Here is a 26,293-nt window from a genome sequence, read left to right on the forward strand (position 1 = left end):
GCATACAGAGGAATCTCTATCGGAGGATGTTTGATTAAGGCATCTTGCTCTCACAAATAAAAAGAGCGAAACGAGCATTAAATGATGCGGCAAGGTAAGAAAAGGACAAACACGTTACGGCTATGATCCCTCAATTCGTCATTCCTATCACGAATCGCTTTGGCGAAAGTTATCACTTCTCTGGTCAGTTACTTACTAGCGGCGAACCTAAAACATTCGTGACCAAACAAGAGGCAATAGAGTTTCTTGAGAGCTTTGGTGAGCTTGACCTTCGCTCTGTCGAGGACTTGTTCTATGCGATTGGTCAATTCAAGCCAAACATACCTGACGGTGAGCTTACTTCCCAACACTATAATTCAACGTTTGCCAATGCTTTGGTGAACGGTGATTTGCATGTCGCTCGAATTGTACCTACCGGCGAAAACTACGCACTCTCGTCAGCGGTTACGCCTCCACCGACTCAAAATACCGTCAATGCAAAACCATCGAAGGGAAAGGGGAAGTCGAATAAAAAGAGTGGCAGAAGTGCCGCATCCGCCAAGCCTCAGCAACAAAGCAGCGAAAAACATGAGAAAGCCGGTGATCCTGTATCACTTGTGACGGGTGAAGAAATTCTCGAACTCTATGATATCGAGCTACAACAAGGTACTACTTGGCAGCGTACTTACCGCTCTTCGCAGTCGGATGTAAATCATGGAATGGGCTTTGGTTGGCGACATGCATTTCAGTTTGAATTACGCGAAAAGACGGACGAGAAAGACAATGTTATCGCTTGGGAGTTTGTTGACGATAAGGCCGATATCACAGAATTTGAGCCAGTAGATATTGGAGCAACAAGTTACCAGATATACGCTGGTGCGAGCTGTTATTTCCTAAATTCAGCAACTCGGATCGTGACGCTCGCTAGTGGGCATCAATATCGATTTGAACAGAAAGATGATCGTTGGGTTGTTAAACAAGTCAGAAATGGCACGTTTTCAACGTTTCAACTGCAGTATTCTCGAAACCATCGATTGATCGAGATTGCATACAACAAGCGTCCGGTTCTTGAATGTCAATATGATAAGCAAGGACGCCTTGTAGAACTGCTAAATGCAAAGTCCCAAAAAGTTCTGACAACTTATACCTATGATGAGCACGATGATTTGGTCAGTGCAACTAATCATTTAGGCTTAAAGGAACAGTATCAATACCGCGGGCATTTAATTGTTAAACGTGTACGACCAACTGGCTTTACTCATTATTTTGAATGGGATGGCGAAGGTGCAAAAGCGAAATGCATCAGAAACGTTGGGGACGCAGGAATTTATGACTATCGCTTCCATTATCAAGGAAATCACTCTTCTTATTCTGACTCGTTAGATCATCAATGGTCTTTCTTGCATGACGAGCAGGGTAACTTACTCGAGAAAATAAGCCCCACAGGTAGAACTTGGCGATGGCAATATGATGAATTAGGGCGAAAAGCGCAAGCTATCTATCCTGATCAGTCAACGGTCAATTATCAATATAATCAGCATGGTCAATTAGTTTCTAAGTTTCATTCCTCTGGCAAAGAAATTCAATATGGTTATGACGGCTTAGGTAAGTTAGTTAAAACGGTTTCACCTGACGGGGATATCGAGAAGGCTTACTACAATAGCCTCGGTCAAAGAGTTTGGGATACCGATCAGTTCGGCTGTGTCACGGAATATGATTACGATAAACACGGTCAAGTCGTCAAAAAAGAGTCTGAAGATGGTAAGAAAAGTCAGTGGTGGTGGGATGAACAACAAAGACTTATCGCGAATGAAATAGACGGTACATTACTTCGTTATAGCTACAATGAAGAAGATTTAGTGAATGGCGTTGCTTATCCCGATGGGTGTATTGCTCAACTCGCTTATGATCAATTTGGCAGGCGTACATCAGTTCGTTATTTTAACGACGAAGACAAAGTCGGTTATAGCGAAGAATATTCTTACGATGAGCACAGCCGTGTTGCTCAGATTCGAACGCCAGCAGGCATTACCTCGTATCAATGGGGAGCACTCGCGCAACAAGAAGCAGTCATCTTTCCCGATGGCAGCCATATTTCTTACGAATACGATCAACAACGTAACCTGACTAAATTAGTTCGGAGTGACGGCTTAGAGTTCGAATTCCTGTATGACGATGAAGGCCAGCTGTCAGGAACTGTCGGGTTTGATAATCTACAAAGCCAATTTGATTATGATCATATGGGGCGAATCCATCGTAAGCAAGTCGCCGATAGGACGGTGCTGTATCGCTATGACGCTGCGGGTTATCTCAAGCACGTCAAAGCAGGAAATGGTAGCAGTATTGTAGAGAACCACTTCAATTATACGCTTGGTGGGCGACTTACTTTCGCATCCAATCGCCATCACACATTGCAATACCAATACTCTTCATTCGGGCATTTAACAAAGCGCATTCAAGGCCAGTTTGAGATAACGCAGGAGTTTAACAGAGTTGGCCAACGCGTATCTCAGGTACTGCCAGATAATACGGAGCTGAACTTCTCTTATGATCGATATGGGCGTTTTTCAGCGATTCGGTTTGGAAACCTAGATTTACCTCAAATCAAATTTCATTACGATGAAATGGGACGAGTTTCCCAAATTGAAACGGCATATTTTAATGAGCGCATCATTTATGATGGTGTTGGTCGTTTGGTTGAACAGCATTGGCCAGATAGAGAGAAAAAGTACGTTTACAATGCGCAAAACCGTATTTCATCAATCATTGATAATACGGCAGGAGCAACACACTATCAGTACGATGCCTTAGGGCAACTTAAACGAGTCAATGCTTCCGGAGATGTGACTAAATTTGAATACGATAGTTTTGGCAATCCTACTTTGCCAACTTCAGAGGTATTCGCTGATCGTATTGAAGTACACGATGGTGTCAGGTTCAAATATGACGCGCAAGGAAATCAGACAAAACGTGAGGGGCAAGGACACGTTCAGACTCGCGTATTTGATGCGTTAAATCAGCTCATTGAAGTTCACACCGACGATGGCATCAGTCAATATGAATATGATGCATTAGGGCGCAGAACGAAGAAAATTACACAACAAGGCGTTACGGAGTTCCTGTGGGAAGGTGAACGTTTAATTGGTGAACGCTCTTCAGGTGCTTTCCGTTGGTACCTATATCAACCAGAAACCTACACGCCAGTGGCACTGCTAGAAAATGACGTTATTTATTGGTACCAGTGCGATCAAGTTGGTAAACCAGAGCGACTGATCGATTGCGAGGGGAATGTTGTATGGAGTGCCAGCTACGATGCTAACGGCTTTGCTCATGTACATATTGAAAATGTAGCAAATCCACTGCGTTTTCAAGGGCAGTACTTCGATCAAGAAACCAACTTACATTACAACCTCGCTCGGTATTACGATCCTAAACTAGGACGTTTTATCCAACAAGATCCGATATCTATTGCTGGTGGTATTAATCATTACCAATATGCAGTCAACCCTATCCAGTGGATTGATCCAACAGGTTTCCTTTGTGAAGAAGGGCTAAAACGCTTGGGTCAAATGTTGGCAGAGTATCAGGCGCAAAGCGATGTCCCCCAAGAGGTTTGCGATCAGATTTTAGAGGCAGCAAAAGAATCATCCGTCGGAGAAGATGGCGTTCGCTCGCAAGTCAAAATCCGAAAACCCAAAGGTAAAAATCTTATTCGATATGAATACGATTTAGACCATATTGATTGCGAGAAGAACGAGATTACTTTTTATCGTCATATTAATCACTCAGATGGCAGCAGACACGAAGTGCAGTATGTTGTTGGGATTGAGGAGTTTGTTCTTTTACACCCGCGCAAAGAATCTAGAGTGACTTATGTTTTTGGCCAATACGAATCAGCTAAATTTGGTGAGTCTACAACTATAAATTATAGAAAAACGTTCTTTGAAGCCAACCCTTTAACGGAAGGAAAAGTGGTTGTTCATCATGCAGTCGAGCAACAAGTTCGTGAGCGATACCCAGGGATAATAAAGGAATCCGAAATGCACTCTCTTGAAAATTTGCGTGGGATACCAAAAGAAGTAAACTCTAAACTTCATTTGAGTAAGATCAGGAAAGAGTGGGACAAGTTTTATCGGCAGAACCCTAACCCGAATAAGCAACAGTTACTTGATAAGGCGACAGAAATTGATGATATGTTTGGTGCACAATTCAACCCACCTATTAGATAATTAGTCCGGAGGAGCACATGTATTTTTATATTGAACCTGAGGTTAGTGGTGGATTGGGAAGGCATTCTTTACTTGATACATCAACTCATCCACCTAAAGTGTTTAAGTTACACTATCAATTTGATGGTTGGTTGGGAGATGATTTACTGGCGACGTTTCCGTGCTACATTGTTACCGAGTCATTAGCAAAAGAAATTGGATCAGCAAATTTAACAGGTTACAAACTGAGTGATGTGGAGATATCAACATCTGAGCAATTTGGCGAACTATATCCAGGAATACAATTGCCTAAATTCTATTGGTTGAAGGTAGTAGGTAGTGTGGAAAAGGATGATTTTTGGATAGCTGAAGACTATAGACTTGTAGTTTCAGAAAAAGCTTTAAAGACACTCAAAAAAGGTAGGATCGACGAGGCAGATATAGAAGAGTTTTAAAGCGATGTTGTATGGGAGCTGCAGAATTGCAAGTACTAGTCCTAAATATAACGTACTATATCCTATAGAGAGATTTTAAACCTTGCTGCTTAGTTAGCTTCCGCTATATCTCGTCGAGGGGCGTTGGCTAGAAGAAGTAAAAGCAGGGAAGATCACTCGATAAACTCCTTTAGTTAGCCATTCAGTATATAAGCCACCTCTCATGAGGTGGCTTTTACGTTTATCGTAGAAAGTTTGCTGTTTGTTGAGTTATATGGTGCGCTTTATGTTGGTGCACTAAAACCATATTGGTGCACTTATTAGCGTGTTAAGCGCCATTTTAAGAATACGTAATTTTATTAAAGTTCATGCAAAACAATAAATTAAATCGTAAGTGTTAGAAATGTAAATTATGGAATGAGAATTGCTCTGTTAGACGCTCTATAAATCAAGTTCACCAAATTGGTGATGAGCCTAACTTTGATGCACAGGATAAGTGCGCTACAGATCAACGGAGACAATCATAATGAGTGTAACTGCCAATCAGGTACACGGCGCTGTACAAACTCTCACGCAAAGTTCCGACACACTTTTCTTACTACTTGGCGCAATCATGGTTTTTTTGATGCATGCTGGTTTTGCTTTTCTTGAAGTAGGAACCGTGCGCCAAAAGAACCAAGTTAATGCTTTAGTTAAAATCTTGGCCGATTTCGGTATTTCCGCCGTTGCGTATTTTTTCATTGGATACTGGGTCGCTTATGGCGGCACCTTCTTTGCTGATGCAGAGACGTTATCTCAAGGCAATGGTTACGAGTTGGTGAAGTTCTTTTTCTTGCTGACCTTCGCTGCAGCGATTCCTGCTATTGTTTCTGGTGGTATCGCAGAGCGAGCTCGTTTTTATCCGATTCTAATCGCAACATTTTTCACTGTCGGCATCGTATACCCGTTATTTGAGGGAATGATCTGGAACGGAAACTTTGGTGTTCAAGCTTGGTTTGAAAATAGCTTTGGTTATGGCTTCCACGATTTTGCAGGTTCAGTCGTTGTGCATGGTGTTGGCGGCTGGATAGCGCTTGTTGCCGTCGTGTTTTTGGGCATGAGAAAAGGCAGAGTTCGAGCAGGAAAGCACACCAACTTTGCACCTTCGAATATTCCGTTTTTGGCTTTGGGAGCTTGGGTCTTATGTGTGGGGTGGTTTGGCTTCAACGTCATGTCAGCTCAAACTGTGTCAGGCATAAGTGGCTTGGTGGCTATGAACTCATTGATGGCAATGGTCGGGGGCATTGTCGCGTCACTGTTGGCTGGTAAGAATGACCCTGGCTTTATTCATAACGGCCCACTAGCTGGCTTGGTTGCTGTATGTGCGGGCTCAGACTTAATGCATCCTATCGGTGCTTTAGTGACAGGTGCGATTGCTGGCGTGCTATTTGTTTATCTTTTTACCCACCTACAAAACAAAACCAAGATTGATGATGTGCTAGGTGTCTGGCCTTTACACGGTGTATGTGGCGCTTGGGGTGGTATTGCCGCTGGGATTTTTGGTCAAAGCGCATTGGGTGGGCTAGGTGGCGTGAGTATTATCGTTCAGCTTCTAGGAACGCTTTTGGGCCTTTCCATCGCAGTGCTTGGTGCACTTGTAGTCTACGGTGCGATTAATACCAGTATGGGACTGAGGCTTTCAGAAGAAGACGAATTCAATGGCGCTGACCTAGCCATTCATAAAATATCTTCGACCAACGAGGATTGAGGCCAATATGGGAGCGGCATAAAGCCGCTCTTTTAGCAATTGTCTTTCTTGGCTTGGCCCGGAGGACAGAAATTACCATTACCTCGATGGTCATCATCATTGGTGCTGACTCTTACCTTTACATCATCGACTTCGCCTTCAACATTGGTAAGTTGACAGCCTGCCAAAGTCAGAAGCAATGTAAACGTTAGAGATACTTGTCTCATTGCTGTTCCTCTTAAATTGTAATTCTAATAGTGACCATTACGACTATGGTCTATTCCATATTACTACTGTTGCTATTCTTTCAGTGTTAAGCTAATGAAAAAACAGCAAGGATGAGTTATGAATTTCCCTTATAGAAATATTGTAGTACTTACTGGTGCAGGTATCTCGGCCGAATCTGGTATTCAAACATTTCGTGCGCAAGATGGCCTATGGGAGAATCACCGTATCGAAGATGTAGCAACGCCTGAAGGGTTTGCTCGCGATCCGGACCTTGTTCAAGACTTTTACAACCAACGCCGCAAGAAACTTCAAGATAATGCGATAAAGCCTAATGCAGCGCATGAAGCATTAGGTCGTTTAGAGGCTGAGTTAGAAGGTAAAGTGACGGTCATCACTCAAAATATAGACAACCTTCACGAAAGAGGCGGCAGTCAGAATGTGATTCACATGCATGGTGAGTTGCTCAAGGCGCGCTGTAGTGAATCTAACCAAGTAGTAGAGCACAATGAGGACATTAAGACAGGCGAACTTTGTCACTGTTGTCAGATCCCTTCACAAATGCGACCACATATTGTTTGGTTTGGTGAAATGCCACTGCGAATGGGGGATATCTACGCGTCATTAGAAGAAGCAGATTTGTTTATTTCTATTGGGACTTCTGGCGTTGTGTATCCCGCAGCAGGTTTTGTTCATGATGCAAAAATGCACGGCGCACATACCATTGAAATTAACCTAGAACCTAGTGCGGTAGAAAGTGAATTTGAGGAAAAACGCTACGGAAAAGCAAGCGTTGAGGTTCCAAAATTAGTTGACGAGATACTGGCTCTAGAAGGAAAAGAAAGAGCGTAATAACTTCAACAGGAAGAGTTTTTGTCTTGTCATTAAGAACAAAAAAGCGGCTCATGAGCCGCTTTTTCATATCTTTAAAACTAACGAATTAGTTGTTCACTTTTAGCTTTTGGAAGTACTCATCGTACATTACGCTCGCTTCGCCAACTTCATCTTGCCAAGTACCGCTGTCCATCACTTCTTGTGGTGGGAAGATGCTTGGATCATTAGCAAATTCTTTCGGTAGCAGATCGTGTGCCGTTTTAACTGGCGTAGGATAACCAATCTCTAGTGCAATCTTAGCTGCGTTCTCAGGACGTAGTAGGAAATCGATCATCTTATGAGCTGCGTCAACGTTCTTCGCACCAGCTGGAATTGCTAGGCTGTCCATCCAGAAGATAGTGCCTTTTTCTGGCCAGATGATGTCGATGTTCGCACCTTCTTGACGAGCCATGTATGCAGAACCGTTCCAAAGCATGCCTAGTGAAACTTCACCCGCAAGGTAAGGGTTTGCAGGAAAGTCTGAGTTAAATACTAATACGTTTGGCATTAGCTTTTTCAGTTCTTCGTAAGCGGCTTTGATTTCTTCTGGGTTAGTCGTGTTTGGTGAGTAACCAAGCTTAGTCAATGCAATGTGGAATACTTCGCGAGAATCATCCATCAGCATTAGTTGACCTTCCCACTTACTATCCCAAAAATCATCCCACTTAGTAACCGATGATTTGTCTAGCATGTCAGCATTGATACCAATACCGGTCGCACCCCAAATGTATGGGATAGAGTAGTTGTTGTTCGGATCGAACGGTTTGTTTAGGAAGTTAGTATCAAGATCGGCAAAATGAGATAATTTCTCTTTGTCGATCTGTTGTAGCATGCCTTCTTTACGCATTTTAGAGACGAAATAGGTAGACGGTACTACCAAGTCGTAACCAGAACCTTGAGTTTTTAGTTTTGCGTACATACTCTCGTTAGATTCGTATGTAGAGTAAATAACTTTGATTCCGGTTTCTTTTGTAAAGTCTTCAAGAACTTCGTTTGGAATGTATTCCGACCAGTTGTAGAAATACAGTTCTTGATCAGCAGCCATTGCAGGGGTAGCGATGAGCGTCGCTGCACATAGAGCGCTTGCGTAGAATTTACTTTTCATTTGTTTTCCGTTTTGTTTCGCGATTGGACAAGTCAATACTAGCTGGAGTTATCGAGTTGAGCCAAATCGCAGTAAGCACAAATATGTTCATTTAGCTTGAATATCGTTGTCTCCTTGTTATGAGACGATAAATCTATGATACCAAGACAAATAAACCTAGCAACGCGCGATTATATCAGCCTAAGACAAAAATAGGCAGCGTATTGCTGCCTATTTTCCTATGGTTGATGACTTGTTACACAAGCTAGATTATTGTCCCGCTTTCAGCTTGAGGAAATAATCTTCGTACTTAACGGTTAGATCACCAACCGCATCTTGCCATTCAACACGGTCAAGGTCTTCTTGAGAAGGGAACAGTGGGGCAACGTCTTTAAACTTAGCATTCGATTCTTCCACCGCCGTTAGGTAGCCAGTATCACGAGAGATTTGCTCTGCGATTTCTGGGCGCAGTAGGAAGTCGATCATCTTGTGAGCGGCTTCTACGTTCTTCGCACCAGAGGAGATAGCGAAGTTATCAACCCAGCCGATACCGCCTTCTTTAGGAAAAACGAGTTTAAGGTTTAGGCCTTCACTTTGTGCCGCTGCGGCGCTACCGTTCCAAAGCATACCAACACCAACTTCGCCAGACATGTATGGTGCTCCTGGGTTGTCAGAGTTGAATACTAGAACGTTAGGCATTAGCTTTTGTAGCTCTGCGTACGCTTCGTCGATTTGTTTTGGATCCGTAGAGTTACCTGAGTAACCCAGCTTGCGTAGTGCAATGTGGAACACTTCACGAGTGTCGTCCATCAGCATTACTTGACCTTCAAGCTCTGGCTTCCATAGGTCAGCCCAGCTTTGGAAGTCGTTTGGATCGTACATGTCCGCGTTAACCGCTAGACCTGTAATCGCAACAACGTGTGGAATAGAGTAGTCGTTATTTGGATCGTAAGGCTTGTCTAGGTAGTTTTTATCTAGGTTGCCGAAGTTTTTCAGCTTAGTCTTATCGATCTTTTGTAGCATGCCTTCGTCACGCATCTTCGCTACGAAGTACGTTGAAGGTACTACTAGGTCATAACCTTGGTTATGAGTTTTTAGCTTTGCATACAAAGTTTCGTTCGACTCGTAAGTCGAGTAGATTACTTTGATGCCAGTTTCTTTAGTAAATTGCTCTAGGATATTACTGTTAATGTAAGGACCCCAGTTCATAAATACTAATTCTTTATCATCCGCTGCCGCTGTACCAGAGAACAGAGAAAGCGCACATGCACTACCAGCTAATAGAGTAGCCCATTTTTTCATTGACGTTAGCTCCAAACCAAACGTTGTCCAATTTTGGACGATAGATAGAAAAACAGAATGGCATGTAACCATTCTGTTTCGTGATGTTAACGGGTGCGGATTCTACTTCACTTTTTCTCTTGCTAGCAACTGAGAAATTACTACCAAGACCAAAGAAACAATCAACATCACCGTTGCTAGGGCGTTCACTTCCGGTGAAATGCCCACCTTAACCATGGAGTAAATCTTCAATGGCAAGATTTCGTATGTTGGACCCGTTACAAACGAACTGATGATCACATCGTCCAAAGACAGGGTAAAGCTCAATAACCAACCTGCGGCAACCGCTGGTTTAGCGAGAGGAAGGATGATCTGTTTCAAGATAACCCACTCGCTTGCACCAAGGTCTTTTGCTGCTTCCAACATTTTCACATCAAAGCCATTTAAGCGGCTGTATACAGTTACCACAACGAATGGTAGACAAAAGGTGATGTGAGCAATCAATAGTGTAAAGAAGCCAAGCTGTGCGCCCAATACCAGGAACAGAGCAAGTAATGAAATCGCCATTACAATATCTGGAGACATCATCACGACAAACAGCATGCCGTTTACCGCACCCTTACCTTTGAACGAGTAACGGAATAGGGCAACGGCCGTTAAGCTACCAATGATGGTTGCTGCTGTCGCTGAGAATACCGCTACGTTCAATGAATGCCATGCAGCTTGCATTAGGCTATCGTTGTTTACTAAGGTTTCGTACCATTTCGTGGTGAAACCACCCCATTTCATACCAAATTTGTTGGCATTAAATGAGTTAACAATTAAGACGATGATTGGCAGATACAAAAATGCATACACCAGCGCCATAAAGCTAAATCTAACTGTGCGTCCCATTAGTCTAGCTCCACTTTCTTATTCAATAGTTTGCCTGCTCTGTAGTAAGCGTAAAGCATCACAGCCATTGCGAAGGTGAGGGCGATACTGGTCGCAGCACCAAATGGCCAGTCACGAGCGTTCAATACTTGGCTCTTAATAACGTTACCAATCAGTAGGTTCTTCGCACCACCAAGAAGGTCAGAGATGTAGAACATACCTAGTGCTGGTAGCAGAACCAACAAACAACCACCGATAATGCCAGGCATTGTAAGAGGTAGAATCACTTTCGTAATGGTTTGGAACTTGTTCGCACCAAGATCTTTCGCCGCCTCGATATAAGTGTTGTCCAACTTCTCGATTGCCGAGTAAAGCGGCAGAATCATAAATGGAAGCAGGATGTACACAAGACCAATCATTACTGCTGTTTCGGTGTACATAATACGTAATGGCTTATCGATGATTTCCATCGCCATTAATGATTTGTTCAAAATACCTTGTGTACCCAGAACAATCTTCAGGCCGTAAGTACGGATAAGAGAGTTTGTCCAAAAAGGTACGATAACTAAGAACAACATGAATGGGCGCCATTTCTCTGGCATTTTCGCTATGATGTAAGCAAATGGGTAACCAATTACTAAACACAACAACGTCGCCACAATCGCCATGTAGAACGAGTGCATCAGCACTTTCGCATACAAGGGGTCGAGTAGACGTAAGTAGTTGTCGAAAGTAAATGTCATTTCGATTAAGTTTGCTTCATCACGCGTTAAGAAACTCGTACCGATAATCATCACATTTGGTACCAACACGAAAAGTGTTAGCCAACCGACGATTAAGGTAATGATCGCGTTTTGAAGATTAATCTTCTTGCTTATCATTGAGGACTACCTCCCAGCTCTCAACCCAAGTGATAGCGACTTTCTGGCCAAGTGAGTGGTCCACATCAGGATCATCTTCGTTAAAGAATTCGCTAACCATTACACGCATGCCCGAATCCAATTGGATAACTGAATCAAGCGTCATACCTTTATAGGTACGCTCTGTTACGTGACCTACGATGCCTTTTTCTTCAGACTCTTTGATCTCTTCGATACGTAAGTCTTCTGGGCGAAGTAGTACTTGCAGTTTTTCACCTGCTTGCGCTTCCTGATCGTAGTAAACAACAGACTCGACACCTTCGATTTCTGCACGGATACGTTTCTCGTCGATACGCTCTAGCATGGTTGCGTTGAATACGTTGATCTCACCGATAAAGCGAGCAACAAATAGGTTCTTCGGCTCTTCGTAAATCTCACGTGGAGAACCATCCTGCTCAATAACACCGTCGCGCATTACAATAATGCGGTCAGACATCGATAGGGCTTCTTCCTGATCGTGCGTAACGAAGATAAAGGTAATACCAAGTTGACGCTGAAGCTGTTTAAGCTCAATTTGCATTTGCTTACGCAGTTTGTAATCAAGTGCAGATAGAGATTCATCTAGCAGCAGTACTTTTGGTTTGTTAACAACCGCACGCGCAATGGCGATACGTTGTTGCTGACCACCAGAAAGCTGATGAGGCTTACGCTGTGCCATTTTTTCTAGGCGCACCATGCGCAGTGCTTCCATTACTCGTGGTTCAATGTCCGCAGTAGGCGTTTTCTGCATACGAAGACCAAAAGCGACATTCTCATATACGGTCATATGTGGAAACAATGCGTAACTTTGAAATACCGTGTTGACGTGCCTTTGCTCTGCAGGAACCTGTGTTACATCCTGGTCATCCAAAATAATTTGACCGTTATCTGCCGTTTCAAAACCTGCAATCATGCGTAAAACTGTTGTCTTACCACAACCAGAAGGCCCGAGAATCGTCAGAAATTCACCATGATTAACATCCAGATTTAAATTACCGATGATTTCCTTACCATCGAAACTTTTACTAATACCAGATAAACGAATAACTGGCTTTCCTGCTTGCGGTTTTGCGTTCAACGTCTGTATTTCCCCCACGTTCAAGCCGGGATTATCCCAGCTGATGTGACACTAACCATTCACTTTTGAGGCGCGCATCATAATCACCAAAAGTGTGAAATTAAAGCATTTTCTTATCTTGAAACAGAAATAATTTTGCAGGAAAAAGCCATCATTCCTTACCATACTGTTTTTATGAGATTAATTGGCATCTAGACACAGTTTGATAGCACTAAACTTTGTTCAACAATTGTTTCAATTTCATGACCTTGAAAGTGGTTAATTATCAACCATACAGTTGAGATTGCAAGGATTGTAGGTGAGTTGTGATGTTAGATGTGGAAAGATTTCTTTATAATGACGATTACATTAATTGACTGGAATTCCAGTCAAAATTTTACAAGTTAGTCTTGGATAAACTATGAACGACGATTTTGAGAAAGATTTCAATCTTGGGGGGAGTGTAGAGCGAGCTTTGTCTGGCAACTACGAGCTTAAAGCTGGCGCGGTTTTTAACGAAGCTTGGCGAGCAACCATCCAGCACTTTTTATCATTTTCTCCTGCCATTATTGTATTGCTTTTTGTCCAGTTAGGTATTTTCTATATTGCATTAAAACTGCAGTTGGGCGATTTGACCGTTATTCTTGATGCGTTTGAGAACCCAGAGTCGTTCACAAACGATATTGTGTCTTCTATTTATGTCGCGAATTTCAGTTATGAGGTGATTAGCGCCCCAATTTATGCGGGGATCAGCTTGATGGCTATGAGTCATATCGCTGGCCTAAAGACTAAGTTGCGCCATGTTGGAAAGGGGTTGCAGTTCACCATTCCTGTTATTCTAGCAACGCTCATGAGCTTAATGCTACAAGGTGTGGTTGGTATGATTTTTCCTTTACTGTCGCTGTATCTTTCCTTGGCATTTAGTCACTCTATTTTGTTGATTTGTGAGAAAAGGGTGCCACCAATGCAAGCGTTGCTGTTATCACTTCGCGCAATCAACAAGAAGATTTTTGTGGTCGCGGGGCTTTACTTAGGCGTGATGTTAATGTTTATTATTGCAGCAATGTTCTACGGTATTGGCTTGATTTTTGTGCTGCCATTCTTCTTCCATTTGAAAGGCATACTCTACCGCGAAATGTTTGGAATTAAGCTTAAGATCGTTACAACACAGAAAAACGATAATGATCACGATGGTAACTCACAGGTGTTTGATGCCTAATTCTTTGAAATCAATAAGTTTACGAGTGGCGGCAACCTGTATAGCCGCCACTTTTATTTCTATAGGCCCATATTTACACTACGAGAAACAGTTTAAATATGTGGAAAATCCTGACGTACTCTCTGGCAAGATTAAGCATGTCGATTTATCACACTTGCCATACATCGGTGATATCCCAGACTTCAATTCAATAAAAGATACGAAAGAGAAAAAAGCTGCTTTTTTTGATTTTTTAAGGCCTAAAATTGCTCTTGAGAATCAACGAATTCGTCATGAGCGGGCCTTTCTTACCTCTTTAAAGGTGGGACAAGTGACGCAAGAACAACAAGAGTATGCTCAGCGGTTATCATCTCTGTATTCGTTGCCCTTGAGTAACGATAAGATTGATCAAACGTGGCTAGATGAGATGCTTGTGCGAGTGAACGTCTTACCTGAAGCCTTGGTTCTAACTCAAGCGGCAAATGAATCTGCGTGGGGCACTTCTCGTTTTGCTACTCAAGCAAACAACTTGTTCGGCCAATGGTGTTATAAAAAGGGCTGTGGAATTGTTCCAGCGCAACGTGGCGCTAACAAAGTTCATGAAGTTGAAAAATTCGATTCTGTACAACAGTCTGTTCATGGCTACTTTATGAACGTTAATCGAAACCCAGCGTATGCAGACCTGCGTGAAATCAGAACATCTCTGGCTGAAAAGAACAAGGGCTTGTTAACGGTCGCAACCGCGTCAGAGTTAACGCATGGGTTGCTAGCCTATTCTGAACGTGGCATCGCCTATGTACACGATCTTCGCGCTATGATTCGTCATAACAACGCCTACTGGACGCAATAAAATAACGGATAAAATGAAAAAGTTAAGCCTAAGTCTGTTGGGAAGTGCGGCGCTAATTCTTGCATCGCCGATAACCCAAGCTCAAGAGTACATGTTCACGTACTCAAAGTTATATACTCAACTAAAAAACAACAATAAAGAAGGGCATGACGATGTGAAAGTTGGTGTCTTTTTTGTGGACGCAAAAACTAAACAAATTTGTATGATAGAAAAAGCTTGGATGGAAAAAGAAGAGCACTATGAAGAGTTTGTTATCCCTGCTTCACAAGAGTTGCCTTTACCTGTTGATAAAAACTTAAAGTCAGCGAATCCGTTGGTTTTTGTCGATACCCCAAAAGATACACGTTGCGATTACTCACTTGTCGTGATGACCAAAGAACCATTACAGGGTAACGTTTCTTACGACCAACTTAAGCCTCTTCTACCTCAAATGCAGACGATGCTGGAAGATTTAGGCGGTATGTTTGCGGGTTGGTTTACACCGGAGGTTCAAGGTGTGACGATGGAGTTTGCAAATCAACTGAATGATAAAGTGATTTTCTCAAACGGAACCGAAAAGCCAATTGTCAATGGCAAGATACAAGTCGCACTAAGTGAAATAGGGCAAGGTGGCACAATGACACTACCAGAACCGACGATGCGAGTGTTACCTTATCTACCTAACGCAAAGAAATGAACACTGAACGTTTAGAAAGGGCTGCAATCGCAGCTCTTTTTTCATTTGTGACCGTAACTAAAGTATCTTTCACACTCTTTTCTTAAAGACTCAATAAGACAAGCATTTAATCCTGTGTAAAAAGCTCGTATAATCCACGCCCCAAAGAAACCCATGTTAGGAAGTCCTAGTCGATTTATCGGCGATGTGAGAGCCCGCAATGAACCAAATAGATACAAGAAAAGAAACCCTAGAATTCAACAAGCTTCAGAAACGCCTGAGAAGACATGTTGGAAATGCCATTACTGATTACAACATGATCGAAGAAGGCGATGTTGTGATGGCATGTATTAGCGGTGGTAAAGATTCATTCGCGATGCTTGATATCCTGTTGAATCTTCAAAAAGCTGCGCCAATCAAATTTGAAGTGGTTGCAGTAAACCTAGACCAAAAACAACCGGGCTTCCCTGAGCACATTCTGCCAGAGTATTTCGAAACACTGAATATCCCTTACTATATTGTCGATAAGGACACGTATTCCGTCGTAAAAGAGAAGGTACCAGAAGGCAAAACCACTTGTGGTCTTTGTTCACGCCTGCGACGTGGTACGCTGTATTCATTTGCAGAGAAGATTGGTGCAACTAAGCTTGCGCTAGGTCATCACATGGATGACATCGTCGAAACAATGTTCTTGAACATGTTCCACGGCTCTCGCCTTAAAGCGATGCCACCAAAGCTACGCTCTGATGATGGTCGTAACGTGGTCATTCGTCCATTGACTTACTGTCGTGAAAAAGATTTGATCAAATACGCTGAGCACAAGGATTTCCCAATAATTCCGTGTAACCTTTGTGGCTCTCAAGAGAACCTTCAGCGTCAATCTATAAAAGCAATGTTGATTGAATGGGATAAGAAGACGCCAGGGCGTGTGGAAGCAATTTTTAAATCAATTCAAAACGTAAGCCCAAGCCAACTAGCAGACCGCGAATTGTTCGACTTTGTTAACTTACCGCTAGATCGTGAAGGTAACCGCGAAGAGTATGAATTTAATGAGGCTGTCGTTTCTTCGACGAATATTGATGAATCAATGTTCATCGATGTTACGAACATCTAACTCGTAAAAAAGGAGGTCAATTAGACCTCCTTTTTTGTACCCAATGCTTTAACTGTTCCCAAACAAAAATCCCCCTGTATTGGGGGGATTTATTAGCGCTTATTTGAAAGCGCTCAATACATAACAATACTAAAGAGAGATTAGGTTGCTGTATTTGGATCGAGAGGACTAATGTAGCCTTTTGGTTTTAGAGCCAACACATCGCAATTTATTTTATCAATTACATGCTCCGCTGTATTACCAATAAAGACAGCAGAAAGCCCTGTTCGCCCTGTGGTACCTAAAATAACCATTGCTACGTTCAAGCGCTCTGCAGCTGCCGGAATGACATCTTCAGGTAAACCTTGCTCAACTATCGTTTGTTCTTCATCAAGACCATGTTTTTGGCGTAGTGCTTTCATAGCCGTTAAATGATGACCTCGCACCGCATCGGTATAAGTCGTTGGGTCAAATTCAGGAAGTTCAATCGTAATGTTCGCCGGTGTAACGGGGTAGGCGTTAACAAGATATGGCTTGGCCTCAAGCCGAGTGGTGATTTCTTTTAATCGCTCGACCATCGTATCGTTGAGATCAATATGAGTCGGGTTTTCTGAGCCCACATGTACTGAGGCAAGGATACTTGCTTGTTCCGGCCAAGCAGCATTCTTAATAAGAAGCACTGGAATAGGGCATTTTCGCAACAAGTGCCAATCTGTCGGTGTGAAAATGACAGACTCTAAAACATCATGCTTACGTGTGCCTTTGATGACTAGGTCATGATTGCCTGCATAGACTTCAGCAATAATCGCCTCATAAGGGCGGTTGTGCCAGACAACACAAACATCAAAGTCGAAGCCATCGTTTAGGTATGGTTGAGCAATTTTACGCATCCACTGCTCACGCTGATGAATGACACCTCGACGCATAGCATCTCTTTCATCCACTGATAGCATTGACGTCATGTCATACGAGAAATCGTAAATGGATAAAAAGAAAGTGATTCGGCTTCTAGATACACTTTTCTGAGCTAATTGAACAGCTCTTGCAAGTGCGGGCTGCTCATCATTATTGATGTCAGCTACAACAAGGATCTTACTGTATATACTCATAACTAAGCCCACTTCTATTGCAAAACCAGATACTGAATGTAAATTAAATCAGTATTTTGGAGTACTCACCGTACATTTTTACTGTAGCTTAGTTTGGAGAACTTTTTGAGGACTTTCGAAAGGAATTTATGAGAAATATGATGTAGCTCATTTTCGAGCTACATCAATAATTAGGGTGTATTATTCTTTAGTTACACCAGCAAGTTCCATCAATGCATCGTGGTCTAAGATAGTGATATATTTACCTTTTACGCTTAGGATCTCAGATTTCTGGAAACGACCTAACAAACGACTGATCGTTTCGACTGTAAGACCAAGGTAGTTGCCAATATCACCACGAGTCATAGTTAAACGAAACTCTCTAGGGCTGAAGCCACGCTGAGAAAAACGCGTTGATAGGTTGTAAAGGAAAGCAGCTAGTCGCTCTTCTGCGTTCTTTTTAGAAAGAAGCAAAATCATTTCCTGATCACCTTTAATTTCGTTACTCATCAAACGCATGATTTGCTGGCGAAGCTTAGGCATTTTACCCGATAGATCGTCTAAAATTTCGTATGGGATTTCACATACCATCGACGTTTCGAGTGCTTGAGCAAAGCTAGGGTGGGAGTCACCAGTGATAGCATCGAAACCGACTAAGTCTCCAGCTAAGTGAAACGCTGTGATTTGCTCATCACCTTGCTCTGTGATCGTATAGCTCTTGATGGTACCAGAGCGGATAGCGTATAGCGATTTTAGCTCATCACCGGCCTTAAAAAGCTCTTGTCCTTTTTGAATAGGCTTCTTACGTTCGATGATTTGGTCAAGCTGGTCAAGTTCTGCCTCATTTAGAGTGAACGGGATACACAGTTGACTAATGCTACAATCTTGGCAATGAATGGCGCAACCGCCTGATTGGATACGCTTTGTTGCAGGTTTTTCAGAAATCATAACAACCTTTCACTATTTGATATACATCAATATTTTAGCATCGCTTAATCCTAAAGGGTAGCAAAAATGTCACCTCAATAGAGTTTAACGTTATATGAAACCGAGTAACGCTAAGGCTCCTACAGCGGTATACGTACCATAGCCAATAAGGATTAATGCTGAAATATTTCTAAATATTAATGATTTTTGTAATTTCTGAAAATGATTGGCACCGTATCCAATAATAAGCATTGCAGGTAGCGTTCCGAGCCCAAACGCAAGCATAATTAGGCCGCCGTTCATCGCACTACCAGAAACCGCCGACCAAGTAAGCGCTGAATAAACTAAGCCACATGGTAACCAACCCCAAATAAAGCCAAATGGCAACGCGTGAAGAGGATGCTTTAGTGGCAACAAACTCTTCCCTGCCGGCGAGATAAAGCGCCAGAGATACTGCCCTAGCTTTTCTATTAAAAGTAAGCCTTGCCACCATTTAGCAATATACAGCGCGACCAGAATCATGAATAACGCAGCAATCAGCCTTAACCAAGCAAGAGAATGCGTTAACCCACTAAGCTCAGATAAACCTGATATAGCACCACCCACTAATGCTCCTATTAAGGTATAACTGATCAATCGTCCGAGGTTGTAGAAGAGGGGGATAAGAGGGGTGGTTTTATTTTTAGCAGAAGAGCCCATGGTAAGCAGAGACGCGATACCACCACACATACCCATACAATGACCGGCTCCTACTAAGCCGATCATCAACGCACCGATAAAATCAGGAGTCATAAAGGTCGCTACTTTTTATCACTATTAGATTGGTCTTCTTCGTCGAGAAGAATGTTGTGCCCTTGCCGTTCAAGATCTTCAAACTGATCGCTTCTTACCGCCCAAAGAAAAACGGCGACAGCAACACAAACGAGAACGATAGCGATGGGAATCAATATATAAAGACTTTCCATGTTTGCTTTCTCTACTTATTTCTCTTTGAGCAGGCGCAAAGAGTTAGATACAACGATAATTGAGCTTGCAGACATGCCAACTACTGCAATGTAGGGAGCCACTAAACCTGCGACCGCCAAAGGCAAAATTAACAGGTTGTAACCCAAAGACCAAGCCAAGTTTTCTCGAATAATCTTTCTTGTACGCAGTGCAAGCAAACGTGCCTCTAGTAGTTTTTCGAGATTATCCCCAAGTAACGTCATATCAGCAGAAGCTTTAGCGACATCTGTACCACCACCCATTGCGACAGAAAGGTGAGCTCCGGCGAGAGTCGGCGCGTCATTGATTCCATCACCAACCATCATAGTGATACTGTTTTCGTCCAAGCTCTTAAGGTATGCAAGCTTATCTTCTGGCTTTGCTGACGCGACGATGTGATCGATACCAATTTCATTTGCCACTGGTTGGGCGTTTGAGAGAGAATCACCAGTTAGCAGGGTTGTCTTAATTCCAGCGTCAGCAAAACGTTGAATAAAGGCTTTGCTTTCTTTTCGGATAGGGTCGCGGTAGTAAAAGCTAGCGACATGCTTGCCATCAACCGACAGATAGACCGCCTGGCTTTCACCACTTTCTTTGCCTTGAACAAAAGCAGCACTACCTATCTTAACGATTTTGCCATTCCACATACCCTCAATCCCTGAACCAATCACGTTTTGCACGTCAGACACGATAAAGTCATCATTGGTGAAAGTTGCAAAAGAACGAGCGATAGGGTGGTTTGCATGAGCTTCTAAAGCTGCAGCTAGTGATAGACAATCTTTCTGTGGGAGATCACTAAGTACCTTTGTTTCACAGATCTCAATATCACCTTTCGTTAGAGTGCCTGTTTTATCTACAACTAAGTGGTTGACCTTACATAATGTCTCAAACACATGGCCTTTACGAAGTAAAATGCCAAAATTACCCATTCTAGAGGTCGCACAAGTGAGAGCGGTCGGAGTGGCCAGAGATAGCGCACATGGACACGTAGCGACTAACACAGACAGCATGATCCAAAACGCATCATCTGGTTTTGTTTGATGCCAGTAAAACCAAGTACCAGCAGAGATAATAAGAACCACACCAACAAAGTAACGGGCGACAATGTCTGCAATTTCCGCAATTTTAGGTTTGGAGTGTTGAGCTTCATCTTGTAAACGCACGATATTAGAAATCATTGAATCGGCCTTCGAGCTTACTACCTCGAGTTCAAATGATTCGTCTCCGTTTAGCGTTCCCGCATAGACGACATCACCTTCTCGTTTCACAACGTGCACTGACTCACCCGTTAGCATGGATTCATCAATATGAATACGGCCTGAAATAACTTTACCGTCAGCGGGGATATGTTCACCAGGTAGAACGCGAATACGATCGCCAACTTTTAGCGTCTTCACGGGTATCTGATCACCGTCCAGCGTTGTAGCAATTGCCGGAATCAACTTAAGAAGGTTACCACTCGCTGCAGCAGCTTTGCGACGAGCGCGCATCTCTAAGAATCGACCTACTAACAAAAAGAAGGTAAACATCGAGATAGATTCAAAGAAGACTTCGCCTTGTTCAGTTACTGTTGCAACTAAACTTGCAACATAGGCAAAGATCAACGCGATAGAAACCGGGACATCCATACCAAGGGTTCGGCCTTTGATACTGCGCCATGCGTTTAAGTAAAATGGAAGAGCGGAATAAAGCAAAACAGGAGTAGCAAAAATCAAACTTACCCAACGAAAGTAACTTTTAAACTCTGGCTCTAAATCACCAAAGACTTCGAGATACAGTGCAACGGCGAGCATCATGACCTGCATGGTTGCTAAGCCTGCAATACCTAGCCGATATAGATATTGCTTCATCATTCGATGGTAAGAGGCTTCTTGCTTATCTGCTTCAAAAGGTGCAGCTTTGTAACCAAGTTTATGTATAACGGAAAGGAGCTCGCTTAACCGTACCTGAGTTTTATCCCAGGCTAGTAACGCTCGATTGGTGGTTGTATTAACACGGATAGATACCAACCCGGCCGTATTAGAAACTTGCTTTTCGATTAACCACGCACAAGCGGCACATGAAACGCCTTCCAAAGAAAGGGTTACTTCAGAAACATTTTCGCGATTTCGTACGAATTCAGATTGTACATCCGGATTATCATAATGAATTAAAGCTTGGAGTTGCTCTGGTACTAGATCTGCCTTTTCTGCAGGCGCAGTGCGGTATTGGTAATATGAGACAAGACCACTATCGACAATAGTCTGCGCCACAGTTTCGCAGCCCGGACAACACATGTCGCGAATTTCACCCAATATTTCTACTTTGAAATCCGTGTTGGCTGGTACATCTTCACCGCAGTGATAACAGGATTTACACATATGCTTACTTCATTAACGGTGTTGAAGAGGCAGGAAACTCAACTTTACCTTGGATCATCCATTGCTTGTCGTGTGGTTGTAGTTCAACAAACCATGGTCCTTGAATAGATTCCTCAGCTTTTAGTCGGTAATTACCAGATGCATCCGCTGTTACAAGCTTTGTGAAGTCACGATCAGGAAGAGTACGATGAGTGAAAGTGGCCGTTAGAGCAGGGTAATGAGGTAGCTTCCCTTTAGCGAAAACAATCACAACATTGTTATTTTCAGAGGAAATCTCAGCGTTAAGACCTAGGTCACGAGCGACATTCATTTTACTAATGTCGATATTAATGCCTTTGCCTTTTTTATAGTAATCCTCGGCGACTAAAGAAACAGAGTTGTTCGAGAAAACGACCACAGTAATCACAGTCCAAACTACGACAGTAAGAGGAAGGATGATTAGGAACCACGGCCAAAATTGTTTATACCAAGGCTTTACCATAAAAAAGTTCTCAACAGCTAAATGAAAAAATGTAAGGCGTTAAATTTAAAGGAAAGACAGCCCCTATGAAAGGGGCTGTTATTGCTATGTTACGTAATATCTCAGTTACTTACTCTCTGAGTTACTTAAACTCCAGACATATGAGGCAACGAGCTGAACTTTATCTTCACCCAAAATGTCTTTCCACGCAGGCATTACGCCTGAGCGTCCGTTCATTACGGTTTCTGTTACAGCTGCACGAGAGTCACCAAATAACCAGTCTTGGTCTGTAAGGTCAGGCGCACCGACTGCAGGGTTACCCTTACCATCGGTACCATGACAAGCAGCACACACTACGAAGCGTGCTTTACCTGCCGCGGCTTCACGAGCATTTACTTTACGACCAGATAAACTAAGTGTGTAACTTACAACTTCTTGAACACCTTGCTCACCAAGGGCATCTTTCCATGCTGGCATTTGACCAATACGGCCGTGCATGATGGTTGTAACGATCGCTGCTGGCTCGCCACCATATAGCCATGCATCATCAGTCAGGTTAGGGAAGCCTTTCTGACCACGTGCATCAGAGCCATGGCATTGAGAACAGTTTTGCAAAAACAAACGCTGACCAACTTTTAATGCTTCAGGATCTTGCGCAATTTCAGGAATTGGGCGTAGACCACTGTCATTGTGCGCAAGTTTACGGAATGCTTCGCCGAAGTAAGCGTCGGCATCATCCAGTTCTTTTGCATATTGGTTTAGTTGCTTGTTCTCTTGTGCTGCAGCGATGGCTTCTTTTGACTCTTCTAGTGAGCGAACGGTTTGAGCCGAACTCTGCCAGTTTAAAAAGCCCTTGAAGCTACCTAGACCTGGGAATAGGGCAAGGTAAACTGCTGCGAACACAAATGTGCTTACAAACAGGTAAGTCCACCACTTTGGTAGAGGGTTGTTTAGCTCGCGAATACCATCGTACTCGTGGCCCATGTCTTCCCCTTCCTCGACGCCCATTTTGTCTTTAGCGCACCAAGTCAGGAGAATCGCACAGCCTACTAGCGTACCGACAGTAATCACGATAATCCAGAGACTCCAGAATGTAGTCATTACTTCTTCACTCCTTGGTTATTAGGGGTCTTTTGTTCTTCGTCAGCAAACACCAAGTTGGCATCTTCTTCAAAGCGTGCTTTACGCTTTTTACTAAATGCCCACCATACGATGCCAATAAAACTAGCGAAGAGTACAACGGTATAAATACTATGAATTGTACCGAAATCCATATGATCCCCTTACTTCATTGCATGACCAAGAGACTGAAGGTAAGCGATGATTGCATCCATCTCTGTTTTACCTTCTACTTCTTTAGCCGAATTCGCGATCTCTTCATCAGTGTATGGAACGCCGAACTGATCACGAAATAGCTCAAGTTTCTTCTGAGTTAGCTTACCGTCTAAAACGTTTTCAGCTAGCCACGGGAAACCTGGCATGTTTGACTCAGGTACAAGCTCACGAGGATCTAACAGGTGAACACGGTGCCATTCGTCAGAATAACGACCACCAACACGAGCTAAATCCGGGCCTGTACGCTTAGAGCCCCAAAGGAATGGGTGTTCCCAAACACTCTCACCAGCAACAGAGTAGTGGCCGTAACGTTCAGTCTCTGAGCGGAAAGGACGAACCATCTGGCTGTGACAAACGTTACAACCTTCACGGATGTAGATATCACGGCCTTCCATCTCCAAAGGAGTGTAAGCGCGCAGATTTTCTACAGGTTCAGTCGTTTGCTTTTGGAAAATCAGAGGAGTGATCTCTACAAGAGCGCCCCAACTGATAGCAAACACGATAAAAATAGCCAACAAACCGACATTACGTTCTAAGATTTCATGGCGATTATTAGAATTATTACTCATTCTTAAATCTCCTTATGCCGGATGTGGGATAGCTTTTAGGCTTTCTTTTGGTGCACTTACCGTTTTGTACGTGTTATATGCCATTAGGAACATACCAGATAGGAAGATAAATCCGCCTAGGAAACGTACAAAGTAGAACGGATAAGACGCTTCTACAGACTCAACAAAGCTGTAAGTTAGCGTACCGTCAGAGTTAACCGCGCGCCACATAAGACCTTGCATTACACCAGAGATCCACATCGCAACGATGTAAAGAACGGTACCGATTGTTGCTAGCCAGAAATGCACATTAACTAGACCAACAGAGTACATACGCTCTTGGCCAAATAGGCGAGGTACCAAGTGATATACAGAGCCGATAGAAACCATCGCAACCCAACCTAACGCACCAGAGTGAACGTGACCAATGGTCCAGTCTGTGTAGTGAGAAAGTGCGTTAACCGTCTTAATCGACATCATCGGGCCTTCAAAGGTAGACATACCGTAGAACGACAGTGAAACGATTAGGAAACGTAGGATAGGGTCATAACGAAGCTTATGCCATGCACCAGATAACGTCATAATACCGTTGATCATACCACCCCAAGAAGGAGCAAATAGAACCAGCGACATAACCATACCTAGAGACTGAGTCCAGTCTGGCAGCGCTGTATAATGAAGGTGGTGAGGGCCTGCCCAAATATATAGAGAAATAAGTGCCCAGAAGTGAACGATAGATAGACGGTAAGAATAAACAGGACGTTCAGCTTGTTTAGGAACGAAGTAGTACATCATACCTAGGAAACCAGCGGTCAGTAGGAAACCTACCGCATTGTGTCCATACCACCACTGAACCATCGCATCCACTGCGCCCGAGTAAATCGAGTAAGATTTACCAAGTGACACAGGAATAGCCATGCTGTTCACGATGTGAAGTACTGCTACTGTGATAATAAAGGCACCGAAGAACCAGTTTGCCACATAAATATGTGACGTGTTTCGCTTCACTAGTGTGCCGAAGAACACCACCGCATATGATACCCATACTAGCGCAATTGCGATATCAATAGGCCATTCTAGCTCAGCATACTCTTTACCCGATGTTAAACCGAGAGGCAAAGTAATGGCTGCTGCCAGAATGATTGCTTGCCAACCCCAAAAGGTGAAGGCAACGAGTGGGCCACCAAAAAGACGTGTTTGACATGTGCGCTGTACAACATAATAAGACGTTGCGAACAGAGCACTGGTACCAAACGCAAAAATTACCGCATTAGTATGCAGTGGACGTAAGCGACTGTACGTCAACCACGGCGTATCAAAGTTTAGCTGTGGCCAAACTAATTGAGCGGCAATCAAAACACCAACAGCCATACCAACTATGCCCCATAAAATGGTCACGAGGGTAAATTGGCGAACGACTGTATAGTTGTAGTTTTGTTCAAGCTGCTTTACTTGGCTCATTTGCATGCTTCCAATTTCTAATTAACTACACTTTTACTTCCAACACGACTTGCGTCGTAACACCACCCAAGTAAACTCTAGAATTCAAGTGTTATCATCACCTTATTTCCATTGCTGACTTTAATAAAAAGTGGCATTTTCAGCGTGACACTATACTTGAATTAACAATTCAATGACAGGGTAGTAACCTTACTGGACCTCTGGAAATCATTTTTTATTTAAAAAGTTTGAAGTTTGTAACAAGGATATTAGTAATTATGCCTGCACAAAAGTTAACAAAGGCGCGACTTGCACAAATCTTAATCATGCTCAGTGTTTTAATAGGCGCATTTTTCTGGCGTACCTTTACACACGAGAGTGTTAATAGCGTTGACTGTTCACAAAAAGAACGATGCGATGTAACAATTGAAGGAGAAATAATCACGATTAATCGTGACTCAATGGGAATTTCGCTCGAAACGACAGAAAGTAGCACTCTAAAAATTGATCTAAATCAATCTGGTAATTTTATCAATCTCAACGAAAAGCATAAATCAGTAGAATGGGACATCATGCCTGAATCAAAAAAAATCACCTTTAAAAAAGGTGAAAACATTGTTGTAGTTCAATTATAAATACGATCTATCACGAGATAATCGTAACTTATTAATGAAATTAACACCTTCTTACCTAGAGAAAATTGGTTGGAATGGTAT

General features: G+C 42.9%; 25 protein-coding genes. 9 read left to right on the plus strand and 16 right to left on the minus strand.

The features are described 5' to 3' along the window. The first annotated feature begins 122 nt into the window (after positions 1 to 122). From R7O12_RS06870 to R7O12_RS06880, 3 genes are all read left to right on the plus strand, one after another. Positions 123 to 4,208, plus strand: a complete 4,086-nt coding sequence (locus R7O12_RS06870) for an RHS repeat-associated core domain-containing protein (RefSeq protein ID WP_231972247.1) — start codon at positions 123 to 125, stop codon at positions 4,206 to 4,208. Between the two features lie 17 nt (positions 4,209 to 4,225). Further along, positions 4,226 to 4,642 (plus strand): hypothetical protein, encoded by a 417-nt coding sequence (locus tag R7O12_RS06875; RefSeq protein WP_021486723.1) that lies wholly within the window; start codon positions 4,226 to 4,228, stop codon positions 4,640 to 4,642. A gap of 505 nt (positions 4,643 to 5,147) precedes the next feature. Further along, the gene (locus tag R7O12_RS06880) at positions 5,148 to 6,368 is read left to right on the plus strand and encodes an ammonium transporter (protein WP_064368422.1); all 1,221 of its coding nucleotides are present in this window, start codon (positions 5,148 to 5,150) and stop codon (positions 6,366 to 6,368) included. A 32-nt stretch (positions 6,369 to 6,400) separates the two neighbouring features. Here the strand turns inward: R7O12_RS06880 and R7O12_RS06885 are convergent, their stop codons facing one another. Beyond that, the gene (locus R7O12_RS06885) at positions 6,401 to 6,574 is read right to left on the minus strand and encodes a hypothetical protein (RefSeq protein ID WP_005377524.1); all 174 of its coding nucleotides are present in this window, start codon (positions 6,572 to 6,574) and stop codon (positions 6,401 to 6,403) included. Between the two features lie 118 nt (positions 6,575 to 6,692). Here R7O12_RS06885 and cobB point away from each other — a divergent pair, with 118 nt between their 5' ends. Continuing rightward, positions 6,693 to 7,424 (plus strand): Sir2 family NAD+-dependent deacetylase, encoded by a 732-nt coding sequence (gene cobB / locus R7O12_RS06890; protein WP_005377522.1) that lies wholly within the window; start codon positions 6,693 to 6,695, stop codon positions 7,422 to 7,424. Between the two features lie 88 nt (positions 7,425 to 7,512). On the opposite strand, the gene R7O12_RS06895 is transcribed toward cobB, so the two are convergent. The 5 genes from R7O12_RS06895 to potA all read right to left on the minus strand — a co-directional run bounded on the left by R7O12_RS06895 (position 7,513) and on the right by potA (position 12,660). Next, positions 7,513 to 8,550: an extracellular solute-binding protein gene (locus R7O12_RS06895; protein ID WP_025766646.1), complete on the minus strand. Its 1,038-nt coding sequence runs from the start codon at positions 8,548 to 8,550 to the stop codon at positions 7,513 to 7,515. Between the two features lie 249 nt (positions 8,551 to 8,799). Beyond that, complete coding sequence (locus R7O12_RS06900) at positions 8,800 to 9,831, minus strand: extracellular solute-binding protein (protein ID WP_054579293.1); 1,032 nt, start codon at positions 9,829 to 9,831, stop codon at positions 8,800 to 8,802. 102 nt (positions 9,832 to 9,933) lie between these two features. Next, positions 9,934 to 10,704 carry a spermidine/putrescine ABC transporter permease PotC gene (gene potC, locus R7O12_RS06905; protein ID WP_005389180.1) on the minus strand — a complete coding sequence of 257 codons (771 nt, stop codon included), beginning with the start codon at positions 10,702 to 10,704 and terminating at the stop codon, positions 9,934 to 9,936. Continuing rightward, entirely contained in the window at positions 10,704 to 11,564 is an 861-nt protein-coding gene (gene potB, locus R7O12_RS06910; RefSeq protein ID WP_005377512.1) for a spermidine/putrescine ABC transporter permease PotB, read from the minus strand. The genes potC and potB overlap by 1 nt, the downstream gene beginning before the upstream one ends. Further along, positions 11,545 to 12,660: a spermidine/putrescine ABC transporter ATP-binding protein PotA gene (potA, locus tag R7O12_RS06915; RefSeq protein WP_017634901.1), complete on the minus strand. Its 1,116-nt coding sequence runs from the start codon at positions 12,658 to 12,660 to the stop codon at positions 11,545 to 11,547. The genes potB and potA overlap by 20 nt, the downstream gene beginning before the upstream one ends. A gap of 400 nt (positions 12,661 to 13,060) precedes the next feature. On the opposite strand from potA, the gene R7O12_RS06920 reads away from it, so the two are divergent. The 4 genes from R7O12_RS06920 (at position 13,061) to ttcA (ending at position 16,456) form a co-directional block, all read left to right on the plus strand. After that, complete coding sequence (locus R7O12_RS06920) at positions 13,061 to 13,858, plus strand: hypothetical protein (RefSeq protein ID WP_170893783.1); 798 nt, start codon at positions 13,061 to 13,063, stop codon at positions 13,856 to 13,858. Further along, positions 13,851 to 14,687 (plus strand): glucosaminidase domain-containing protein, encoded by an 837-nt coding sequence (locus R7O12_RS06925; protein ID WP_025766642.1) that lies wholly within the window; start codon positions 13,851 to 13,853, stop codon positions 14,685 to 14,687. Before R7O12_RS06920 ends, R7O12_RS06925 begins: the two co-directional genes overlap by 8 nt. Before the next feature lie 13 nt (positions 14,688 to 14,700). Next, on the plus strand, positions 14,701 to 15,363 hold the full coding sequence (locus tag R7O12_RS06930) for a DUF2987 domain-containing protein (protein ID WP_025766641.1): 663 nt from the start codon (positions 14,701 to 14,703) through the stop codon (positions 15,361 to 15,363). A gap of 199 nt (positions 15,364 to 15,562) precedes the next feature. Then, entirely contained in the window at positions 15,563 to 16,456 is an 894-nt protein-coding gene (gene ttcA / locus R7O12_RS06935) for a tRNA 2-thiocytidine(32) synthetase TtcA (RefSeq protein ID WP_005377502.1), read from the plus strand. Positions 16,457 to 16,596: 140 nt separating this feature from the next. Here ttcA and uspE read toward each other — a convergent pair whose 3' ends face one another. The 10 genes from uspE to ccoN all read right to left on the minus strand — a co-directional run bounded on the left by uspE (position 16,597) and on the right by ccoN (position 25,598). Next, a complete protein-coding gene (uspE, locus tag R7O12_RS06940; RefSeq protein ID WP_318125716.1) occupies positions 16,597 to 17,544 on the minus strand; it encodes a universal stress protein UspE in 948 nt (315 codons plus the stop codon). 180 nt (positions 17,545 to 17,724) lie between these two features. Continuing rightward, complete coding sequence (locus tag R7O12_RS06945; protein ID WP_005377497.1) at positions 17,725 to 18,471, minus strand: FNR family transcription factor; 747 nt, start codon at positions 18,469 to 18,471, stop codon at positions 17,725 to 17,727. A 90-nt stretch (positions 18,472 to 18,561) separates the two neighbouring features. Beyond that, positions 18,562 to 19,242, minus strand: coding sequence for a sulfite exporter TauE/SafE family protein (locus R7O12_RS06950; RefSeq protein WP_033905304.1), 681 nt, complete (start codon positions 19,240 to 19,242; stop codon positions 18,562 to 18,564). A gap of 8 nt (positions 19,243 to 19,250) precedes the next feature. Continuing rightward, complete coding sequence (gene ccoS, locus R7O12_RS06955; RefSeq protein WP_005377493.1) at positions 19,251 to 19,415, minus strand: cbb3-type cytochrome oxidase assembly protein CcoS; 165 nt, start codon at positions 19,413 to 19,415, stop codon at positions 19,251 to 19,253. A 15-nt stretch (positions 19,416 to 19,430) separates the two neighbouring features. Then, entirely contained in the window at positions 19,431 to 21,794 is a 2,364-nt protein-coding gene (locus tag R7O12_RS06960; RefSeq protein WP_318125717.1) for a heavy metal translocating P-type ATPase, read from the minus strand. A 4-nt stretch (positions 21,795 to 21,798) separates the two neighbouring features. Continuing rightward, entirely contained in the window at positions 21,799 to 22,275 is a 477-nt protein-coding gene (locus R7O12_RS06965; RefSeq protein WP_005377489.1) for a FixH family protein, read from the minus strand. A gap of 105 nt (positions 22,276 to 22,380) precedes the next feature. Next, on the minus strand, positions 22,381 to 23,355 hold the full coding sequence (gene ccoP / locus R7O12_RS06970; RefSeq protein ID WP_005377487.1) for a cytochrome-c oxidase, cbb3-type subunit III: 975 nt from the start codon (positions 23,353 to 23,355) through the stop codon (positions 22,381 to 22,383). Beyond that, positions 23,355 to 23,528, minus strand: coding sequence for a cbb3-type cytochrome oxidase subunit 3 (locus R7O12_RS06975; protein WP_005377485.1), 174 nt, complete (start codon positions 23,526 to 23,528; stop codon positions 23,355 to 23,357). The genes ccoP and R7O12_RS06975 overlap by 1 nt, the downstream gene beginning before the upstream one ends. 9 nt (positions 23,529 to 23,537) lie before the next feature. Then, positions 23,538 to 24,158 carry a cytochrome-c oxidase, cbb3-type subunit II gene (gene ccoO, locus R7O12_RS06980; RefSeq protein ID WP_005377475.1) on the minus strand — a complete coding sequence of 207 codons (621 nt, stop codon included), beginning with the start codon at positions 24,156 to 24,158 and terminating at the stop codon, positions 23,538 to 23,540. Positions 24,159 to 24,170: 12 nt separating this feature from the next. Next, a complete protein-coding gene (gene ccoN / locus R7O12_RS06985) occupies positions 24,171 to 25,598 on the minus strand; it encodes a cytochrome-c oxidase, cbb3-type subunit I (RefSeq protein WP_005396488.1) in 1,428 nt (475 codons plus the stop codon). A 257-nt stretch (positions 25,599 to 25,855) separates the two neighbouring features. Here ccoN and R7O12_RS06990 point away from each other — a divergent pair, with 257 nt between their 5' ends. Beyond that, positions 25,856 to 26,212, plus strand: coding sequence for a hypothetical protein (locus R7O12_RS06990; RefSeq protein ID WP_005377473.1), 357 nt, complete (start codon positions 25,856 to 25,858; stop codon positions 26,210 to 26,212). Positions 26,213 to 26,293 lie beyond the last annotated feature (81 nt).

The organism is Vibrio sp. Vb1574, assembly GCF_033338675.1.